Origin of the sequence: Caldanaerobius polysaccharolyticus DSM 13641, from assembly GCF_000427425.1 — a bacterium.
Taxonomy (GTDB): domain Bacteria; phylum Bacillota; class Thermoanaerobacteria; order Thermoanaerobacterales; family Caldanaerobiaceae; genus Caldanaerobius; species Caldanaerobius polysaccharolyticus.
The window spans coordinates 1079408-1098035 of record NZ_KE386495.1 but is presented as its reverse complement, the minus strand read 5'-3'; the positions used below and the strand labels follow the sequence as shown (position 1 = coordinate 1098035).

Annotated in this window: 20 protein-coding genes; all 20 read right to left on the bottom strand. The window is 43.1% G+C overall.

Annotation, left to right across the window (positions count from 1 at the left end; all coding sequences use genetic code 11):
* Window positions 1-3 precede the first annotated feature (3 nt).
* Entirely contained in the window at window positions 4-1065 is a 1062-nt protein-coding gene (locus CALPO_RS0111915; RefSeq protein ID WP_026487526.1) for a type IV pilus twitching motility protein PilT, read from the bottom strand.
* Between the two features lie 7 nt (window positions 1066-1072).
* Complete coding sequence (locus CALPO_RS0111910) at window positions 1073-2737, bottom strand: GspE/PulE family protein (RefSeq protein WP_026487525.1); 1665 nt, start codon at window positions 2735-2737, stop codon at window positions 1073-1075.
* 4 nt (window positions 2738-2741) lie between these two features.
* Window positions 2742-3623, bottom strand: a complete 882-nt coding sequence (locus tag CALPO_RS13925) for a shikimate dehydrogenase (RefSeq protein WP_084295277.1) — start codon at window positions 3621-3623, stop codon at window positions 2742-2744.
* A complete protein-coding gene (locus CALPO_RS13920) occupies window positions 3607-4110 on the bottom strand; it encodes a YqeG family HAD IIIA-type phosphatase (protein WP_245589954.1) in 504 nt (167 codons plus the stop codon). The genes CALPO_RS13925 and CALPO_RS13920 overlap by 17 nt, the downstream gene beginning before the upstream one ends.
* 47 nt (window positions 4111-4157) lie before the next feature.
* Entirely contained in the window at window positions 4158-4853 is a 696-nt protein-coding gene (sigK, locus tag CALPO_RS0111895; RefSeq protein ID WP_051585982.1) for an RNA polymerase sporulation sigma factor SigK, read from the bottom strand.
* A 67-nt stretch (window positions 4854-4920) separates the two neighbouring features.
* On the bottom strand, window positions 4921-6519 hold the full coding sequence (locus tag CALPO_RS0111890; RefSeq protein ID WP_026487523.1) for a peptidoglycan D,D-transpeptidase FtsI family protein: 1599 nt from the start codon (window positions 6517-6519) through the stop codon (window positions 4921-4923).
* A gap of 39 nt (window positions 6520-6558) precedes the next feature.
* Window positions 6559-7785 carry a peptidase U32 family protein gene (locus tag CALPO_RS0111885; RefSeq protein ID WP_026487522.1) on the bottom strand — a complete coding sequence of 409 codons (1227 nt, stop codon included), beginning with the start codon at window positions 7783-7785 and terminating at the stop codon, window positions 6559-6561.
* The gene (mltG, locus tag CALPO_RS0111880; protein WP_051585981.1) at window positions 7782-8786 is read right to left on the bottom strand and encodes an endolytic transglycosylase MltG; all 1005 of its coding nucleotides are present in this window, start codon (window positions 8784-8786) and stop codon (window positions 7782-7784) included. The genes CALPO_RS0111885 and mltG overlap by 4 nt, the downstream gene beginning before the upstream one ends.
* Before the next feature lie 21 nt (window positions 8787-8807).
* Window positions 8808-9143, bottom strand: a complete 336-nt coding sequence (locus tag CALPO_RS0111875; protein WP_026487520.1) for a YlbF family regulator — start codon at window positions 9141-9143, stop codon at window positions 8808-8810.
* Window positions 9144-9156: 13 nt separating this feature from the next.
* Window positions 9157-10794, bottom strand: a complete 1638-nt coding sequence (locus CALPO_RS0111870; protein WP_035172813.1) for a ribonuclease J — start codon at window positions 10792-10794, stop codon at window positions 9157-9159.
* A 143-nt stretch (window positions 10795-10937) separates the two neighbouring features.
* Window positions 10938-11381, bottom strand: a complete 444-nt coding sequence (locus CALPO_RS0111865) for a Fur family transcriptional regulator (RefSeq protein WP_026487518.1) — start codon at window positions 11379-11381, stop codon at window positions 10938-10940.
* A gap of 96 nt (window positions 11382-11477) precedes the next feature.
* Entirely contained in the window at window positions 11478-11780 is a 303-nt protein-coding gene (locus CALPO_RS0111860) for a DUF1292 domain-containing protein (RefSeq protein WP_026487517.1), read from the bottom strand.
* A gap of 54 nt (window positions 11781-11834) precedes the next feature.
* Window positions 11835-12254, bottom strand: a complete 420-nt coding sequence (ruvX, locus tag CALPO_RS0111855) for a Holliday junction resolvase RuvX (RefSeq protein WP_026487516.1) — start codon at window positions 12252-12254, stop codon at window positions 11835-11837.
* Between the two features lies 1 nt (window position 12255).
* Window positions 12256-12513 carry an IreB family regulatory phosphoprotein gene (locus CALPO_RS0111850; protein ID WP_026487515.1) on the bottom strand — a complete coding sequence of 86 codons (258 nt, stop codon included), beginning with the start codon at window positions 12511-12513 and terminating at the stop codon, window positions 12256-12258.
* 27 nt (window positions 12514-12540) lie between these two features.
* Window positions 12541-15234 carry an alanine--tRNA ligase gene (gene alaS, locus CALPO_RS0111845; protein ID WP_026487514.1) on the bottom strand — a complete coding sequence of 898 codons (2694 nt, stop codon included), beginning with the start codon at window positions 15232-15234 and terminating at the stop codon, window positions 12541-12543.
* 162 nt (window positions 15235-15396) lie between these two features.
* On the bottom strand, window positions 15397-16416 hold the full coding sequence (locus tag CALPO_RS0111840) for an AI-2E family transporter (protein ID WP_026487513.1): 1020 nt from the start codon (window positions 16414-16416) through the stop codon (window positions 15397-15399).
* A gap of 54 nt (window positions 16417-16470) precedes the next feature.
* Window positions 16471-16617 (bottom strand): hypothetical protein, encoded by a 147-nt coding sequence (locus tag CALPO_RS14720; protein WP_156940190.1) that lies wholly within the window; start codon window positions 16615-16617, stop codon window positions 16471-16473.
* Entirely contained in the window at window positions 16607-17083 is a 477-nt protein-coding gene (locus tag CALPO_RS0111830; protein ID WP_026487512.1) for a PRC-barrel domain-containing protein, read from the bottom strand. The genes CALPO_RS14720 and CALPO_RS0111830 overlap by 11 nt, the downstream gene beginning before the upstream one ends.
* Window positions 17084-17153: 70 nt before the next feature.
* Window positions 17154-18239 carry a tRNA 2-thiouridine(34) synthase MnmA gene (mnmA, locus tag CALPO_RS0111825; RefSeq protein WP_035172606.1) on the bottom strand — a complete coding sequence of 362 codons (1086 nt, stop codon included), beginning with the start codon at window positions 18237-18239 and terminating at the stop codon, window positions 17154-17156.
* The gene (gene nifU / locus CALPO_RS13915) at window positions 18239-18625 is read right to left on the bottom strand and encodes a Fe-S cluster assembly scaffold protein NifU (protein WP_051585980.1); all 387 of its coding nucleotides are present in this window, start codon (window positions 18623-18625) and stop codon (window positions 18239-18241) included. The genes mnmA and nifU overlap by 1 nt, the downstream gene beginning before the upstream one ends.
* Window positions 18626-18628: the final 3 nt, after the last annotated feature.

Genomic DNA, 18628 nt, shown 5'->3' with positions numbered 1-18628 from the left:
TGGTCACCTTCTGTCTACCAGCATCAGCATATTTTCAGGTTCTATGGCGTACATCTGGGCTTCTTCCAACGTTATTATACCATTTCTATACAAGTTTGCAATACTTGAATCCATGGTGTGCATGCCATACCTTGCCCCTGTTTGCACCGAGGATTGGATCTGAAATGTTTTGCCTTCCCTTATGAGGTTTCTTATAGCCGGCGTAGCCACCATAATTTCTGTAGCCAGAACCCTCCTCTTTCCATCGGCACTCCTTAAAAGCTGCTGGGATATAACCCCTTCTAATACCATTGAAAGCTGGACCCTTATCTGTTGCTGCTGATGGGGAGGAAAGACATCCACGATCCTGTCGATGGTCTTAGCCGCTCCTATAGTATGTAATGTAGACAAAACCAGATGACCTGTCTCGGCTGCGGTCAACGCTATCTGCATGGACTCTAAATCCCTCATCTCACCAACCAGTATGACGTCAGGGTCTTCTCTTAAAGCAGCCCTCAGCGCACTGGCAAATGATGCGCTGTCATAGCCTATCTCTCTCTGGTTCACTATGCTCCTCTTGTGTTTATGAAGGTACTCTATAGGGTCTTCCAGCGTAAGTATATGGCACTCCCTGTTGCTGTTTATCAAATCGATCATCGCCGCCAACGTGGTAGATTTGCCGCTACCAGTGGGACCTGTGACCAGGATAAGCCCCCTCGTCTTCATCGCCAGATCCTTCACGATAGCCGGCAACCCCAATTCATCTATAGATGGCACGTTTAAAGCTAACGCCCTTATAGCGAGGCTAAAAGTACCTCTCTGCTTATACGCGTTTATCCTGAATCGTCCAACGCCGTGAAGGGAATATGAGAAGTCGAACTCTCCTCTTTGCTTTAAAATGCCATACTGTTCATTAGACATAAGCTGCTGCACAAACGACTCGGTGTCCTCAGGCTTTACAGCTGGATAATCAGTTCTAACGAGGTTTCCATTTATCCTTAATACAGGCGGCATGCCTACAGTGATATGAATATCAGATGCCTTTCTTTGCACAGCTTCTACCAGGAGATCGGTTATAGCGACCATATAAGATCTATTCCTCCATATACGTTATTCTCAACATTTCATCCACAGTGGTAAGTCCTTCTAACACTTTTTGCCGCGCGCTTTGCCTCAATAAGACCATCCCTTGCTCTATAGCCATCGCTCTTATGGCGTCTACAGACGCCTTCATGTTGATTTGCTCCCTTATTTCCCTAGACACAGGCATGATCTCAAATACCGCCAGCCTTCCCCTGTAACCTGTTTTGTTGCACACAGTGCACCCTCTTCCTCTATAAAGGGTAAGTTCTTCATCCACATCATAGCCTAACAGGCGCTTCTCGACTTCACTAGCTTTATAAGCGTATTTGCAAGCTTCGCACACCTTTCTCATCAGCCTTTGGGCTATAACACCTACGAGAGAGGCTGATACCAGGTACGGCTCAACCCCCATGTCTATAAGCCTGACTACAGAACCAGGCGCGTCGTTGGTGTGCAATGTGGATAAAACAAGATGCCCTGTTATAGCCGACCTTACGGCGATCTGAGCCGTCTCCGCATCTCTTATCTCGCCGATCATTATTATGTCAGGATCCTGGCGCAATATAGACCTTAATGCAGCTGCAAAAGTAAGGCCAGCTTTTTCGTTAACCTGTACCTGATTTACCCCTGGCAACACGTATTCCACAGGATCTTCCACGGTGATGATGTTCTTATCAGGGGTATTTATCTCCCGCAGCATGGTGTAAAGGGTTGTAGTCTTGCCGCTGCCCGTAGGACCTGTCACCAAGATTATCCCGTGAGAGCTCTTTGCAAATCTGTCAAACAAGATAAGCTCCCGGGAATCCAGGCCTAATTCATGTTTAGATACCAGAAAGCTACTGCGATCCAAAAGCCTCAACACGGCCTTTTCTCCAAATACCGTAGGGAGCACCGACACCCTGATATCCATTTCCTTTCCGTCTACATTGAGCTCTATCCTGCCATCTTGAGGGAGCCTTCGCTCAGCTATATTTAAATTGCTCATTATCTTTATACGGGTTATAACGGGACCGTGAATGCTTTTGTGAGCACTCATGTTTTCTATGAGCTGGCCGTCAATCCTGAACCTCACCCTCATGTCATCGCTGGAAGGCTCAATGTGTATATCCGAGGCCTGGCTTCTTACGGCCTGTTCTATTATAGAATTGACCAATCTAACAGCAGGGGCGTTGTCCACCTCGTCGTTTTGCTCTTGAAAACCCCCAGTGTATTCGCTGTCAAAATCATTTACGGCCTTTTCTACTTCCTCTGGCTCGTAATACTTCTTGATGGCCTCAGTTATATCCGCTTCCGTAGCTATCATAGGAATCACATTTAACCCGGTGATAAGCTTTACGTCGTCAATGGCCAGGATGTCCATAGGATCGCTCATGGCCACGTATATATTGCTTTCATCCTTTTTTACAGCTATAAGCATATCTCGCTTTGCTATGTCTTCCGGGATGGTGAGCACAGCTTCTTTATCGATGTAATAGCGCTTTAAGTCTACATGGGGTATACCCAGTTGGAATTCCAGTATCTCTATGAGTTTATCTTCAGTTATATATCCCATCTCCGAAAGCACTTTGCCCAGGCGCTTACCCGTCTTTTCCTGTACCTTTAACGCTTCCTGTAGCTCATCACGCGTAACTATTCCGCTTTCAATAAGGATATCCCCCAGCCTTCTCCTTCCCATGGGCTCACTCCTCTGTTACATTATGTATACTATTCGACATTTTAAGAGGAATTCCTTCTTTTTCGAGGAAAGAAGTTATAATATTCTCAGGTACGTCAACGCCCGTCCATATTTTTAAAGACTCTATAGCCTGCCCTACCAGCATCTCTATCCCGTAAATCACGCCACAACCTTTTTGCTTTGCCATTCTTATAAGTTTAGTCTCGTGAGGGTTATAGACGATATCGTACACCGTATGCACCCCCGTTGGAATAATGTCCACTGGGCACTCGTCCACCCTGGGCCACATGCCTACAGAGGTAGTATTGACCAGCAACTGTCCTCTATAATTTTTTATATTATCCAGCGCATCAGCGCAAACGCAGCAATCGGCGGCGAGGGACCTGATGTGGTTTGCCAGCGATGCAGCGTTGTCATAAGTTCTGTTTAAGATATTTATGCGGCCAACTCCATTTAAAGCCAGAGCGGTGCATATAGCCCTTGAAGCCCCTCCTGATCCCAGTACAATAGCTTCATCAACACGTAGGCCTCGTTTTTTAATGGCATTTATAAAACCGCTGCTATCCGTATTGTATCCCCTAAGCCGTCCATTGTCGTTGACCACGGTGTTAACCGCCCCAATCAGCCTGGCGCTTTCATCGACCTCATCCAGGTAGTTCATAATGTCCTGTTTATGAGGAATTGTCACATTGAATCCCGCCAGACCAATGGCCTTAAAACCTCTAACAGCTTCTCCTAATCGTTCAGGAGGCACATCAAAGCATAGATAAACAGCATTTATATCAGCGTACTCAAAAGCGAAATTGTGTATGGCCGGCGATATGCTGTGCTTCACAGGGTGCCCTATTACTCCGTACACCTTTGTCATGCTATTTATTTTTTTCATCCTTCGTCCTCCTCGCCCTATCTCTAAATTTTTTTTCAATCCTTCTTACAAATTTCGTCCAGAAAAATTCATTATCAGATATAGGGTCCACAAGTATAGTGTACATACCCAACCGGTTGCCGCCCAGAATGTCCGTAAATATCTGATCCCCTATCACAGCTATATTTTTTGCAGAACAATTAAAGTAGCGAATGGCTTTTTTATACGCAAATTTCAGCGGCTTTCTCGCCTTCCATATGACATAACAGCTGAGGTCTTTATTGAACTCCTCTACCCTCCCCTTGGTGTTATTAGATATGAGGCAGACTTTAAACCCTTCATTTCTCAACCTGTTTATCCACAAATATGCATTTTCATCGGGGAACTTGTCCGACCATGGGACAAGGGTATTGTCAATATCGATAATAACAGCCTTTATCCCCATTTCTTTTAAATGATCAAGATCAATATCCTTAAAGCTCGCGTAATATTCATCAGGATACAGCAAAATCACCACTCTCCACGATTACATTATATATAAAAAAGTAGCGCCCTTCAACGGCTGCTACCTGGCATTAACTCTTTTAACAATTTTTTGAGGGCTTTTTTCTCTATTCTAGAGACATAAGACCTGGATATTCCCAGAAGCCTGGCGATCTCCATCTGGGTTTTAACGCCCATGTTGGTCAAGCCGTATCTGAGCTCTATTACCAGCCTTTCTCTGTTTTTAAGCGCTGTGTTTATTTTGTCTTTTAATTTTTTTATCTGCAGCTTGGTTTCCACCTCGTTGCATACGCTATCAGGATCTGCCACAGGTATTATGTCTATAAGCGAAATCTCGTTGCCCTCTTTGTCCACTCCGATAGGGTCCTGCAGTGAAATCTCATTTTTTTCTTTCTTATTGGATCGGAGGTACATCAAAAGTTCGTTCTCTATACACCGGGAAGCGTATGTGGCCAACCTCACTCCTTTGCTGTCGTTAAACGTCGTTATAGCTTTTATAAGACCTATGGTGCCTATAGATATTAAATCATCGCTATCTATTCCCGTATTAGAATACTTTTTCACAATATGAGCCACAAGCCTAAGGTTTCTCTCAATGAGTATGTTCTTAGCTTCCTCATCTCCGCCAAGATACTTCCTTATATAGCGCTCTTCCTCTTCTGCGCTCAAAGGCTGGGGAAAAGAACTGGTAGTGGTAACGTAACCGGATAGAAAAAATACAAAAGCCATAAAGCCAATGCTTATCATGGCTGCACCCCCACAATAGGTTACGTTACATCATATGAAACCCCGCGGAGGTGCGTGCTAGTCCATTTTATCTTATCTTTAAAATATTTTCAGCGATTTCTTTAAACACAGGAGCGGCTTTTGCGCCCCCTTCTCCTCCCTTTTCCGCTAATACCACTATGGAATACCGTGGCTCATTGTACGGGACATACCCTGCAAACCATCCATGGGAAACCCCGTCTATACCGGTTTCAGCTGTACCTGTTTTGCCAGCGCTACCCTGGGGTATTTCCGCGTTTTTACCTGTCCCTTCTGTCACCACTCCTCTTAACATTCGCTGCAGTTCTTTCGCTGTGCTCACTGATACAACCCTGTACGATTTGCTCTCCCCTTCTCTTCTCACCCAATTGCCCTGTTCATCCACTAAGCCCTGTAATACAGTAGGTATATGCCTAACGCCGTCATCAGCTATGGTAGCCATCATGTCAGCTACCTGAAGGGGCGTTACAGCAAGCACGCCCTGGCCAATAGAAAGATTACCTATGCCAGCTCCCGCCACATCTTTATACCCTGGGATACGGCCACTGCTCTCTTCTGCAAAACCAACTTCCTTACGCCCAAAGCCAAATTTTTTTGCCATCTCTATAATGCTCTTACCTCCTACCTTCTGCCCTATCTTTATGAAAGTGGTGTTGCAGGACACAGCAAAAGCTGTGGCCATGTCCACAGGTCCATGGGTTTTGCTTTTATAACATGGGTAAGAAACCCCATTTACTTTCACACTGCCCGTACAATAAAAAATTTCACCCTCTTTTACTGCGTGATCTTCTATCGCCGCAGCGGCTACCACCGTCTTAAAAACCGAACCCAAGGGATACGCCGCAATGGCTTTGTTTATAAGCGCTCCGTTACCATTCCTCAAATACCCGGTTATACTCAATGGCGAAAAATTTGGCCTACTCGCCATAGCCAGTATCTGTCCTGATTTGACATCCACTACCACTGCTGCTCCATCTATGTGATATTTATCCATGGCTTCTTCTACTATTTTTTGAATGTGATAGTCAATAGTGGTCTTAACGCCATATGCCTTTCGCTTTACGCCCACCACGGCGTATTGCGCGCCCAGCCCTTTTATGGCCTTTAAATTTCCACCTGAAAAGAGCACGTATTCAATTTGTCCTCCCGAATTCAGCACATTATCATAGGCCCTCTCAATTCCGTAAACCCCTTTATGTATTGACGGATTTAAATAGCCGATTAAATGAGAGGCTATACTTTCATCAGAATACCTGGATGGTATCGTAGCCAGGTATATCCCGTCTTCTTCTAAGCTTTCATCCGCCTGCTTTGCAGGGAGAACAAAAGCTGTACCGCCAAGCATATTTTTTAAACTGGCGATATCGTAATCTGTCACACGGGATAAATCGTAAGCGGCCTTGCTTTTATCCCGCACCATGTCTGGAAAGATAACCGCTAAATGCGATGAATCTCTTTCTGTCAGCGGAATCATGTTCCTGTCGTATATAGTACCCCTGTAATCGCCTAAATAAACGCTTCTGGCCCGCTGGTTGACAGACAACCGGGAATAAACATCGCTTTTAGCTATCTGAATATACCCAAAACGCACTACCAGCAATAATGTCAAACACAACACAATCGTGAAGAAGTTTTTTATCCTTCTCAAAAAAATCACCCGATCTATTTTTTACATTAAAAGATCGGGTTATACCTTTTTTCTCCTCAGTATATCATAGGGCTTTACCCTGTGTTCAACTTTTATTTTAAACACCTGCTGAGGATGAGGCGCTACATCTATTTCTCTGCCCTCTTCATCGTACATTTCCTCTATGACTTGCTCAAAATATTCCCTATACGGCCCTATTATTTCCACTCTGTCCCCTTTAAAGACTCGATTTCTCTGCTGGACAACAGCCATCTTCGTATTTTCATCGTAATCTATAACTACTCCCACAAAATCGTAATTTCTCACGTAGTTACTGCTTTCATAATTCTGAGAGCTCTCAGGCTTACTAAGGTAAAAAGCCGTGGTAAATTCCCTGTAGCTGGCTTTTTTTAGCTCTTCCAGCCACTGTCCTTTAAACCTGTATGTCCTGGGATCTTTGAAATACTCATCTATAGCTTTTCTATACGCGCCGACTACCGTAGCTACATAATAAGCCGATTTATTTCTGCCCTCAATTTTAAAGCTCTCTATACCCGCTTCAACCATCTCCGGAATATGCTCAATCATGCATAGGTCCTTAGAGTTTAAAATATAAGTTCCCCTCTCATCTTCCTCAATAGGAAAGTACTGACCCGGACGTTTTTGCTCACACAACGCGTAACCCCATCGACATGGATGAGCGCACTCGCCTCTATTGGCATCTCGCCCAGCCATGTACATGCTGAGAAGACATCTGCCCGAATAGGATATGCACATAGCGCCGTGTACAAAGGCTTCAATTTCCAAATCTTCAGGGGTGTTTCTAGCAATGTACCCTATTTCTTTTAAAGAAAGCTCCCTCGCCATAATGATCCTCTTCACCCCCTGCCTGTACCAGAAAAGAGCACTCCACAGATTCACCGTGTTCGCCTGAGTGCTCAGGTGAATATCCATATTCGGAGCCCAATCTTTAACCATCACCATGACGCCGGGATCAGACACTATCACAGCATCAGCGCCGCTATCCCGCAAAAAAAGCACGTATTCCTTTAGCCCCTTGAAATCATCGTTGTGGGGAATGATATTTAAGGTTATATACGCTTTTTTTCGCTTGTCGTGAAGGTACTGAATACCCTTCCTTATCTCCTCCAGGCTAAAACCCACGCCAGACCTCAGCCCAAATCTATTTTCGCCAAAGTAAACCGCATCAGCGCCGTATTCAGCAGCCACTATCAGCCTTTCCATATCACCGGCAGGCGCCAAAAGCTCTACTTTACTTTTTTTCATCGCCTTACACTACCTCTTATCTGTTGAATCGCCTGTAAATGCTGGTTATAATCCTTCGAAAAGGCGTGGGTACCATCGCCACGGGCTACATAATAGTAGTAATCTGTCTGAGCTGGATTGAGGGCTGCCTTAAAAGATTTTAATCCCGGATTGCCTATAGGGCCAATGGGAAGCCCTTTGACATAATAGGTATTATAAGGCGATTTGACAGCGAGGTCTTGAGTCGTTATTTTGTCCTTTTGCACCCCCAGTGCGTAAAGGACCGTAGCGTCAATTTGCAGCTTCATTCCCTTGTTAAGCCTGTTGTATATCACGCTAGCAATTAAAGGCCTGTCTATGTCAACCCTGGCCTCTTTTTCTATCATAGACGCTATAATCACCGCCTTGTCCAAAGATATCTGCGCACCATGAGTGCTATACTCCTTTACTACCACGTCATTAAACCTTTTTAACATCATATCTATTATCTGGTGTTCTGTCATCTGCCTTTTCACAAAATAGGTATCTGGAAACAGATACCCTTCCAAGCGATTGGGGCGATCAGGAGGTATTTCTTTTAAAAAAGGATAATCAAAACGGCCATTTCTGCACTCTTCCAAAAACTTGGCGCCATTCCACCCTTGTTGAGACAGCTCATCAGCGATTTGCCTTATGTTATAACCTTCTGGAATGGTCAGCTTTATATACTCATCCACATTGCTTCCCTTTGAAAGGACGTTAACCAAATCATAATAGGGCATGTCTAATTTCAGCCTGTATTTACCCGCTTTTAACTTATCGCCTTTCCCGTTAACTTTTAAATACAGCATAAAAAAAAATTCGCTTTTTACAACACCCTTTTCTTTTAAGATTCTGGCTATGCCTGAAGAAGCTGTATTATCAGGTATAATTACATCCACGCTTTTGTCGCTGCTGCCAGCAGGCACACTGCTATTGACGTAATACGCTATAGCTATTAAAAATGCTACAGCAAACAGGTATAACGCATATCTTTTGCGCATAGCCAGAACCTCCCTGATAGTTTAAATCTTAACCCCTTCCAGGGCATCGCCGATTATCTTGTACATATCGGCGATCAGCGTGCTAAAAGAATATTCCGCCTGCAGGTATTCGCTTAAGTCCATGTTTATGGAAAGAACGCGGTAGAGGTTTTGCAGCTGTTTCAACTCTTCATCAGCCTTTTCGCCCATCATCTGTTTTGTCTGGTAATTCAACTGCTTTTGGTGAAAATCTTTGAGCATCTCCTTGTTTTTAGGATTTGCCTCTATTCTCTTCTTCGCCTCTACCAGCCTCTTATACTCTTCGCTGTTTTTAATGGCAGAGGCAAGGGCGTAAGCTGCATCGTAAACATTCTGCACAAACCATACCTCCTCATATCTCCATAATAATAGGCAATATCATGGGCTTTCGCGCGGTTTTCTCAAACAAGAATTTACTTACTCCATTTTTTATCTCAGACTTAATGGTAGCCCATTCCGTGAAATTGTTGTTTAAACACTCATCAAGGGATCTTTTGACCACTTTTTTTATTTCTTCCATCAGATCTTCCGATTCCCTTACGTACACAAATCCCCTGGATATTATATCAGGACCTGCTATAACAGAGCCGCTGTCCTTTGAGATAGTGACAACCACTACAAGAAGGCCGTCTTGAGACAAATGCTTGCGATCCCTTAATACAATATTTCCCACGTCTCCTACGCCAAATCCATCCACAAGCACCCTTCCCGCTGTTACAGTACCAGCTATCCTGCCTGAATCCCTGGTAAACTCCAGAACATAGCCATTATCAGCTATGAATATGTTCTCCGGAGGCATACCCAGGCTCTCGGCCAATTTCGCATGCTGCTTTAAATGCCTGTACTCTCCATGCACCGGCACAAAGAACTTGGGCCTGACCAGCGTATGAATCAACTTCAACTCTTCCTGACATGCATGTCCGGACACATGCACATCCGCTAAAGCCTCATACACCACTTCGGCGCCCTTTTTAAACAGCTGATTTATAACCCTGGACACGGTCTTCTCATTGCCCGGTATGGGATCTGCAGATATTATCACCAGATCCCCCGGCACTATATCAACTAACCTGTGCTCAGAAAAAGCCATACGGGTAAGGGCTGACATAGGCTCTCCCTGACTTCCCGTAGTGAGAATGACCACTTTATCATGGGGTAACTTTATGGCATCCTCTAGACCTACCATTATGTCTCCAGGTAAGTTCAAGTATCCCAGATCCACAGCCACATTTATGACATTTACCATGCTCCTGCCGCTGACTGCCAATTTCCTGCCATATTTATACGTGGCATTGATAACCTGTTGAATGCGGTGAACGTTGGACGCAAAGGTAGCAATGAGTATCCTCCCTTTTGCACCGCCAAATATATCGTTCAGCGTCTCACCCACCGTCTTTTCCGATAGCGTATAGCCGCTTCTCTCGATGTTAGTGCTATCCGCCAGCATCACCAGTACGCCTTTTTTCCCTAGCTCAGCAAACCTGTGTAAATCCATCTGTTTGCCGTCAATAGGCGTATAATCCACTTTGAAATCACTGGTGTGCACCACCACACCGATGGGGGTGTGAATCGCTAAAGCCACCGAATCCGCTATGCTATGGGTTGTCCTTATGAACTCCACCTTAAAATTACCTAATTCTATACATTCCCCTGGGTTAACGCTTATCAGCTTGGAATCTCTTAACAACCCTTGCTCCTTTAATCTGGTTTCTACTATGCCTATAGTTAAACGGGTACCATAAACAGGAACATTTAACTGTTTTAAGACATAGGGTAAAGCTCCTATATGGTCTTCATGCCCATGGGTAAGTATGATAGCCTTTACTTTATCCTGATTCTTTAATAAATACGAAATATCGGGTATAACCAGATCAACCCCCAACATCTCGTCGTCAGGAAAAGCCAAGCCACAGTCCACTACTATTATCTCATCTTTATACTCGTAAACTGTCATATTTTTTCCGATCTCATTTAAACCACCTAATGGCATGATTTTTATCTTGGAATTTTTTACAGGCACTATTTCTCTCCTTTCTCAATCCGTTCATAAGCCGATCCAACACCGCTATTACTATTATACTTTATTATGATACCCAGTTCAAGCAAAAGAAAAGCCAAAGATAAACCCTGAGGTTAGCTCTTTGACCGACAATTTTTACAATAACCGAAAAATCTCACGTTGTGATCAACAATCTCAAAATCTTTGCTCTCCTCTATCCTCTTTTCAAGATCTTCCAGCAGATCTTCTTCCACCTCATATATCGACCCGCATTTGAGGCAGATAAGATGGTGGTGTTGATGATCTTCTTTGTTTTGATACAGTTCATATCTGCTTCTTCCATCGTCAAAATTCAATTTGTAGATTATCCCCAGCTGTTCAAACAACTGAACCGTCCTGTACACTGTGGCAAGTCCAATTTCTGGATACTTTTTCTTCACCTGTTCAAAGATATCTTCGATTGATAGATGTTTATCGATATTTTCGATTATGGTATCAAGAATAACTCGGCGCTGAGTGGTCAGCTTGTAACCTTTTCGTTTTAACTGGTCTTTTAAATCACTAATTAAGGAATTCAATACTATCACCTTTACGCTATAATTATTTAATAACAGTTTATGCTCAAGGTATCTTTTTGTCAATATCAAAAAACAGTATACCTGAAGGTATACTGCTTAATCTTCTTCCTCTTCCTCTTCTTCGTCATCACCGTAGTCATCCGACTGCCTACTGAGCTCTTCATACGCTTCAGCAACCGCGTTAAACTCATCGTCATCTTCTATACCCACAAAGACATCTTCGCCGTTTTCATCCTGTTCCACGCGCAATATATAAGCGTCGTCAGTGTCTTCATTTACAGGTGTTACGATCACGTAGGTATTGTCGTCCACATCCAGTGAAGCTATGAGTTCAAACTCTACTTCATTGCCTTCTTCGTCAAATAGCACTATTGTCTCCATTTCATTCATGTCATCCATAATATCACCTCATCGCAAATTATAATGCTATTTTATACCATCCCAAATTATATGTCAATAACGTTTTTTGCGGTTGTCCAGATAAGACTGCAATATCAACACAGCTGCCATTTTATCAATGACTTTTTTTCTCTTTTTCCTGCTCACGTCAGAACTGACCAGCAATTTTTCCGCCTCCAACGTAGTCAGTCGTTCATCGTAAAATTCACATTCTATGCCCAATCCATCTTTTAATTTCTCGGCAAAGCTGATGACACTTCTTGCCCTCTCCCCTATAGTATTATTCATGTTTTTAGGCATTCCTATTACAATCAACCCAACATTATACTTCGCTACAATCTCTTTTATGTTCTCAATGTCCTTTTGAATATTGATCCTCCTAAGGGTCATTATCCCCTGGGCTGTTAAGCCCAGGGGATCGGAAACAGCCAATCCAATGGTCTTATCGCCGACATCCATGCCCAATACCCTCATGTCAGTCTCCCACATATTTTCTTACCAGTTCTTCTAAAATGTCGTCTCTCTCTAATCGCCTTATGAGGCTGCGGGCATTCTTATGATTGGTTATATATGTAGGGTCACCGGAAAGCAGGTATCCCACTATTTGATTTATGGGATTATATCCTTTCTCTTTTAAGGCGTTGTAAACCTCAAAGAGGATCTCCCGCGCCTCGTTTACTTCCTCGCGGTTAACCTTAAATTTTGCGGTCTGCTGTTCCCTGTTATCATTCACCTAAACCCACTCTCCTTTTAAAAAGGGTTAAGCTCCTAGCTGAGCCTCTATTAGCCTTTTTGCCGCTTCCAGCGCCTGATCTACTTTAGATACATCTTTTCCTCCTGCCTGAGCCATGTTGGGCCTGCCTCCGCCTCCTCCACCCGTGATCTTAGCTGCTTCTCGCAGTATATTGCCAGCGTGTATTCCTTTTTCTACCATATCCTTTGTAGCCATCCCTATAAAGTTCACCCTATTATTATCTATTCCTGCAAGGACAATAACGCAACTTGAGAGTTTTTCTCTGATGGCGTCTCCCAAGGACTTTAACCCTTCAATACCTGAATTTTCTATTTTAGCTATGACTACCTTGGCACCAGCAACGTCTTGAGCCTTTTCTATTATAGTGGTAGAGTACATGGATGCTATTCTATCACTTAAAGCCATTTTTTCTTTTTCCAGCGCTTTAACCTGTTCTGTAAGCTCCACAATCTTATTTAAAAGCCCTTTGGAGTCATTTATCTTTAAGATTTTCAAAGCTTCTTTCACCATTTTATCCTGATCGTTAAAATAAGCCAACGCGCTCTTTCCTGTCAACGCTTCAATGCGCCTTACTCCTGCTCCCACACTGGTCTCCGAAACAATTTTAAACATCCCTATCTGAGAAGTGTTTCTGACGTGAGTTCCACCGCAAAATTCCTTGCTGAAGTTTCCAATGCTGACCACCCTTACAATGTCGCCGTACTTCTCGTCAAAAAGAGCAATGGCTCCAGACCTTCTGGCTTCCTCCAAAGGCAACTCGTCCACATAGACTTCTATACCCTCGTATATCCTGTTGTTGACCTCATTTTGGATCTTTTCCAGCATATCTTCACTTACCTGCTCAAAATGGGTAAAATCAAACCTCAATCTATCAGGCCCTACATATGAACCCGATTGATGCACGTGCTCACCTAACAGGTCTCTCAACACTTTATGCAGAATATGGGTAGCTGTATGATTTTTCGCGGTACTTTCTCTCCTGTCCCCATCGATTTTGCACACCACGCTATCTCCCACATAGGCCTTGCCTCTTATTATGCGCCCTTTATGCAGTATTTTATTGCCCCCAAATTTGACCGTATTCTGAACTTCAAATTCCATAGCATCATTGAACAAAACACCTGCATCCCCTACTTGCCCACCGCTTTCGGCATAAAAAGGCGTCACATCCAGTATCAGCCCTGCTTCTTGCCCTTTTTCAATACTGCTTACCGAGGCACCGTTCGCCAAAATGCCCACTATTTTAGCTTCTACCTCCCATTGGTCATATCCCACAAACTGGGTTTCAATCCCTTTAAACTGTTCACCGACGCTCTCTACAGACCACAGGGAAGCATCAGATATAGCATGGGCTCTTGCCCTTTCCTTTTGTTCCTCCATCAGCTCATCAAAGCTTTTCTCATCTACAACAAGGCCTTTTTCTGCTAAAATCTCTTTGGTTAAATCCAGAGGAAATCCATATGTATCATAAAGCTTAAAGGCTCTCTCCCCTGAAAGCGTGGTCTCTCCGCAATTTAACATTTCCGCTATAAACTCGTCCAGTATTCTCAATCCCTGTTCAATAGTGGAAGCAAATCGCTCTTCCTCTCTTTTTACAACGTTTTTTATGTAATCGCTTTTGCCAACCAATTCCCTATAGTTTCCTTTATATTGCTCTATAACCTTCTGGCAAACCTTGTATAAGAAAGGCTCATTTAGGCCCAATATGCGCCCGTGGCGAGCCGCCCTCCTCACAATCCTCCTCAACACGTAACCTCTGCCTTCATTAGAAGGCAGTATACCGTCAGAGACCATAAACGTCATACTTCTTACGTGATCAGTAATCACCCTCAGCGAAACGTCCTTCATTGGGTCTTTGCCGTATTCCACGCCTACCATTTGGCACACATAATCCATTATCGCCTTTATTACATCTACCTCAAATATAGAATCCACATCCTGCAGTATTACTGCCATCCTCTCAAGGCCCATACCTGTATCTATATTGGGCTTGGGCAAAGGATTGTAGTTGCCGTTTTCATCCTTATCGTACTGGGAAAAAACCAGATTCCAAAACTCTAGAAATCTATCGCAATCTTCGCACAATTTTTCATCAACGGCAAAGCCGTCTTTGCACTCACCGCCTTGGAACAAAAAGCAATAGGCATTGCCGCACTTCCCCTTGTCCGCACCACGGTCGTAATAAATCTCAGAACAGGGACCGCAGGGACCTGTACCTATCTCCCAAAAGTTATCTTCTTTTCCTCTTCTTATAATCCTGTCTGCAGGTACACCCACTACCTCATGCCATATGTTAAAAGCCTCGTCGTCATCCTGATATATAGTCACCCATAGCCTGTCTTTAGGAAGTCTATATACCTCGGTAACCAGTTCCCAGGCCCATGGAATAACTTCTCTTTTAAAATAATCTCCAAAGGAAAAATTACCCAACATCTCAAAAAACGTCCCGTGTCGGGCTGTTTTACCCACCCTATCTATATCGGGAGTCCTTATGCATTTCTGACAGGTGGTAATCCGCCTTCTAGGAGGGATCTCTTTACCCGTAAAATACGGCTTTAAGGGTGCCATTCCGGAATTTATCAGCAAAAGGCTTTTGTCATTTTTAGGTATCAACGAAAAGCTTGGAAGCCTTAGATGACCTTTAGATTCAAAAAAAGACAGATACAACTCTCTAATCTCATTCATCGACAGTTTGTCCATATCGCTCCTGGTTCTAAAAGGTGACGGTTGTAAAATCCATGGCCTTCCTTTTACCAGGATTCCTCCTTTCGACAAAAATTACCCTTTCGGGCACATTAAAGGAAGACCTTACCTTATAAATTTCTCAATCCCTTTTTATGTAGTTTATTATATCACATATGTTCAAATCGTGTCCATGTTATCCACTATATAATTTAATATAACCTTTAAGGCAGCCGTTACAGGTACTGAAAAAAGCATACCCCACATGCCGAAAAATTCTTCGCCAACCAAAAGAGAAAATATAACCACCACAGGATGCAACCCCACATTTTCTCCCACAATCCTAGGAGACAATATACCGCCTTCTATTTGGTGTACTATTAAGAATACAATTAAAGCTGACAAAGCTTTGTAAGGAGATTGAACCAGCCCTACCGCTACAGCCAACCCTCCGCTTATAATCGGACCTAGATAAGGCACTATGTTAAACACTCCAGCGATTATCCCGATGATAATGGCAAAATTCAAACCTATAGCATAAAGGCTTATAGACGTCACCACAGCTACAAATAGCGCCACCAGCAACTGTCCGTTTATAAAACCTTTTATCACTCTGTCGATATCCAAAAGCAATTTTCTAATCGTCTCTCTATACCTTCCTGGGAAAAGCATTAAAAAGTGCCTGGACAAATAGCGGGAATCTTTTAGTATATAAAAGGCTATTATCGGCGATAAGATGAAACTTACGCTCTGGCGCATAAAGGATATGGTACTTTTTATAATGCCACTCATAACCGCAAAAATCTGGTTGTTAATATCGCCTATGTTGTCTATTATCGCAGACTCAACCTGCGGTGGCATATAAGCTGAATACCTTCTGTGTATTATCCTTTCAACATCGCTTAGCCACTGAAGGTAATAAGGCAACAACGTACCAGCCTGAGATAATTCACCTAATACCAGCGGAAACACGTAATACACGATAACCGCAATAATCAACGCAATAATACCGTACACTATAATGATTGCTTTTACTCGTGTAAATTTTCTTTCTGTCAACCAGTTTACAACAGGCATCAGTATATAAGCTGCGATAGCAGCTACTATAAACGGAGCTAACACCTTCTTTATTTTTACTCTATAAACAAAAATAAATATGATCGACAATACCAGAAATGCTGCAAGCACATATCTCCTCATACAATCACCCTATTATGTACGGCATAAAAAGCTACAGGCTTTTTATGCCAGCGATTATACCTTGACAATTTTTTTCATAGCTTTAAAAGCCTTTTCGGCCATATCCTTTTTGAAACTTTTGTCCATTTTTTTCATACTTCTGTTAGCGAGGTAAGTTATAAGCCCTCCGATTAAAATACCCCTTATAAATTTACCGTCCATTACCATTACCTCCTTCATGGCTTTCCTCCACAAAAGCCTCATTTTTTTCAATAAAATTTCGCCCTTTGAGTATATCGCTTATTAAACCGTCGCTTACTATATAGCCTTTTACAAGGTTGCTGTCCACATCTACTACCGTATCACTTATTATACCCAGTTCTCTGCCGTAAAAATCTCTTACGCTACTCCCTATAAGATGAGAATTCTGGTTCACTAACATGTCATGGTATTTATCCGCATCTTTCATCGCTTTTTCGGATTTTATGACGATGCGGTCCTTGCCGACGTCGGCTACGTCGTTTGCCATTAAAATCTTTAAATTCTTAAATACACTTCCACTGCTCACCACGTAAGCTGCGATACTCCCTTTAGAAGGTTCATACACTATATCTTTTATATAGCCAACCTTTTTGCCCGTCTCCCTGCAATACACCGCTATATTTAAAAGCGAAGAAGCTTTTATCATAAATATACCTCACCTTCAATTTTATTTTTTCTCTTTAAAAACAAAAAATGCACCTTCACAAGGTGCATTCTCAGGGGTTTCTTGTTATAATTCCCCCTCCTACCAATATATCACCATCGTAAAACACCACAGCCTGTCCAGGTGTGATAGCCCTTTGAGGTTCCTTAAACTTTACCTTTACCTTGTCATTTTCAATAGGAAAGATGGTAGCAGGTGCCTCCTTCGCCGTATACCTTATTTTAGCGTTAACCTCCATCGCCCTCTCCAATCTCTCAAAAGGTATGAAATTTAAATCCTTTGCAAACAACTCGTCGCCATATACGTCCTCTTCTTCACCGACAACTACTACGTTTTCTTCAGGTATTATATCAACCACGTACAACGGCCTACCTGCAGATATACCAAGACCTCTGCGCTGACCTATGGTGTAATGGGCGATGCCTTTATGCCTTCCTAGCACGTTACCCTTTGTATCCACAAAATAACCGCTCTTCACACAATCAGGCTTTTGCTCTTCAATGAATCTGCCGTAATCATCATCAGGTACAAAGCATATCTCCTGGCTCTCAGGTTTAGTTGCTACAGGCAATTTCAGACTACTAGCTATCTCCCTTATCTGGGACTTGGTATAGTAGCCTAAAGGCATGAGGGTATGCTTTAGCTGCTCCTGAGTAAAACTATAAAGTACGTAAGTCTGATCTTTTTTCTGGTCCACAGCTTTTTTAAGGAGGTACCTCCCCAACCCATCGTCGTACTCTATCTTAGCGTAATGGCCTGTAGCCACATAGTCAGCTCCTATTGAACGCGCCCTATGCAGCAGCGCTTCAAATTTTATAAATCGGTTACACGCAATGCACGGGTTGGGGGTGTTGCCATGAATGTACTCGTCTACAAAATAGTCGATTACTTTTTCTTTAAAAATGTCCTTAAAATTCAACACGTAATAAGGTATGCCCAACATACTGGCTACCCTGCGGGCATCTTCCACTGCTGACAAAGAGCAACAACCGCCTTCGTGAAGCACTTTTTCTTCATCCTCGTCAGGCCATATCTGCATGGTCACGCCTATGACTTCATAGCCTTCCTTTTGCAATAAATACGCAGCGACAGAGCTATCCACTCCGCCGCTCATTCCTAAAACAACCTTTTTCGCCATCACTCCACCTGCTTGTTAATGCCGTGCTTTTTATAATAATCTTCTATGGCTCCTTTTACGGCCTCCTCTGCCAGAACAGAACAGTGCATCTTCACAGGAGGCAGCCCATCTAAGGCCTCTGCCACTGCTTTATTAGTCAGCTTTAACGCTTCCTCTATAGACTTTCCCTTTATCATCTCAGTAGCCATACTGCTTGTCGCCACTGCAGCGCCACATCCGAATGTCTTAAATTTAGCGTCCACTATTATCCCGTCTTTTATTTTGAGGTAGATTTTCATTATATCGCCACAGACAGGGTTTCCTACCTCAAATACCCCATCGGCGTCAGGTATTTCGCCAACATTTCTAGGATTCATAAAATGATCCATGACTTTTTCACTGTACATATA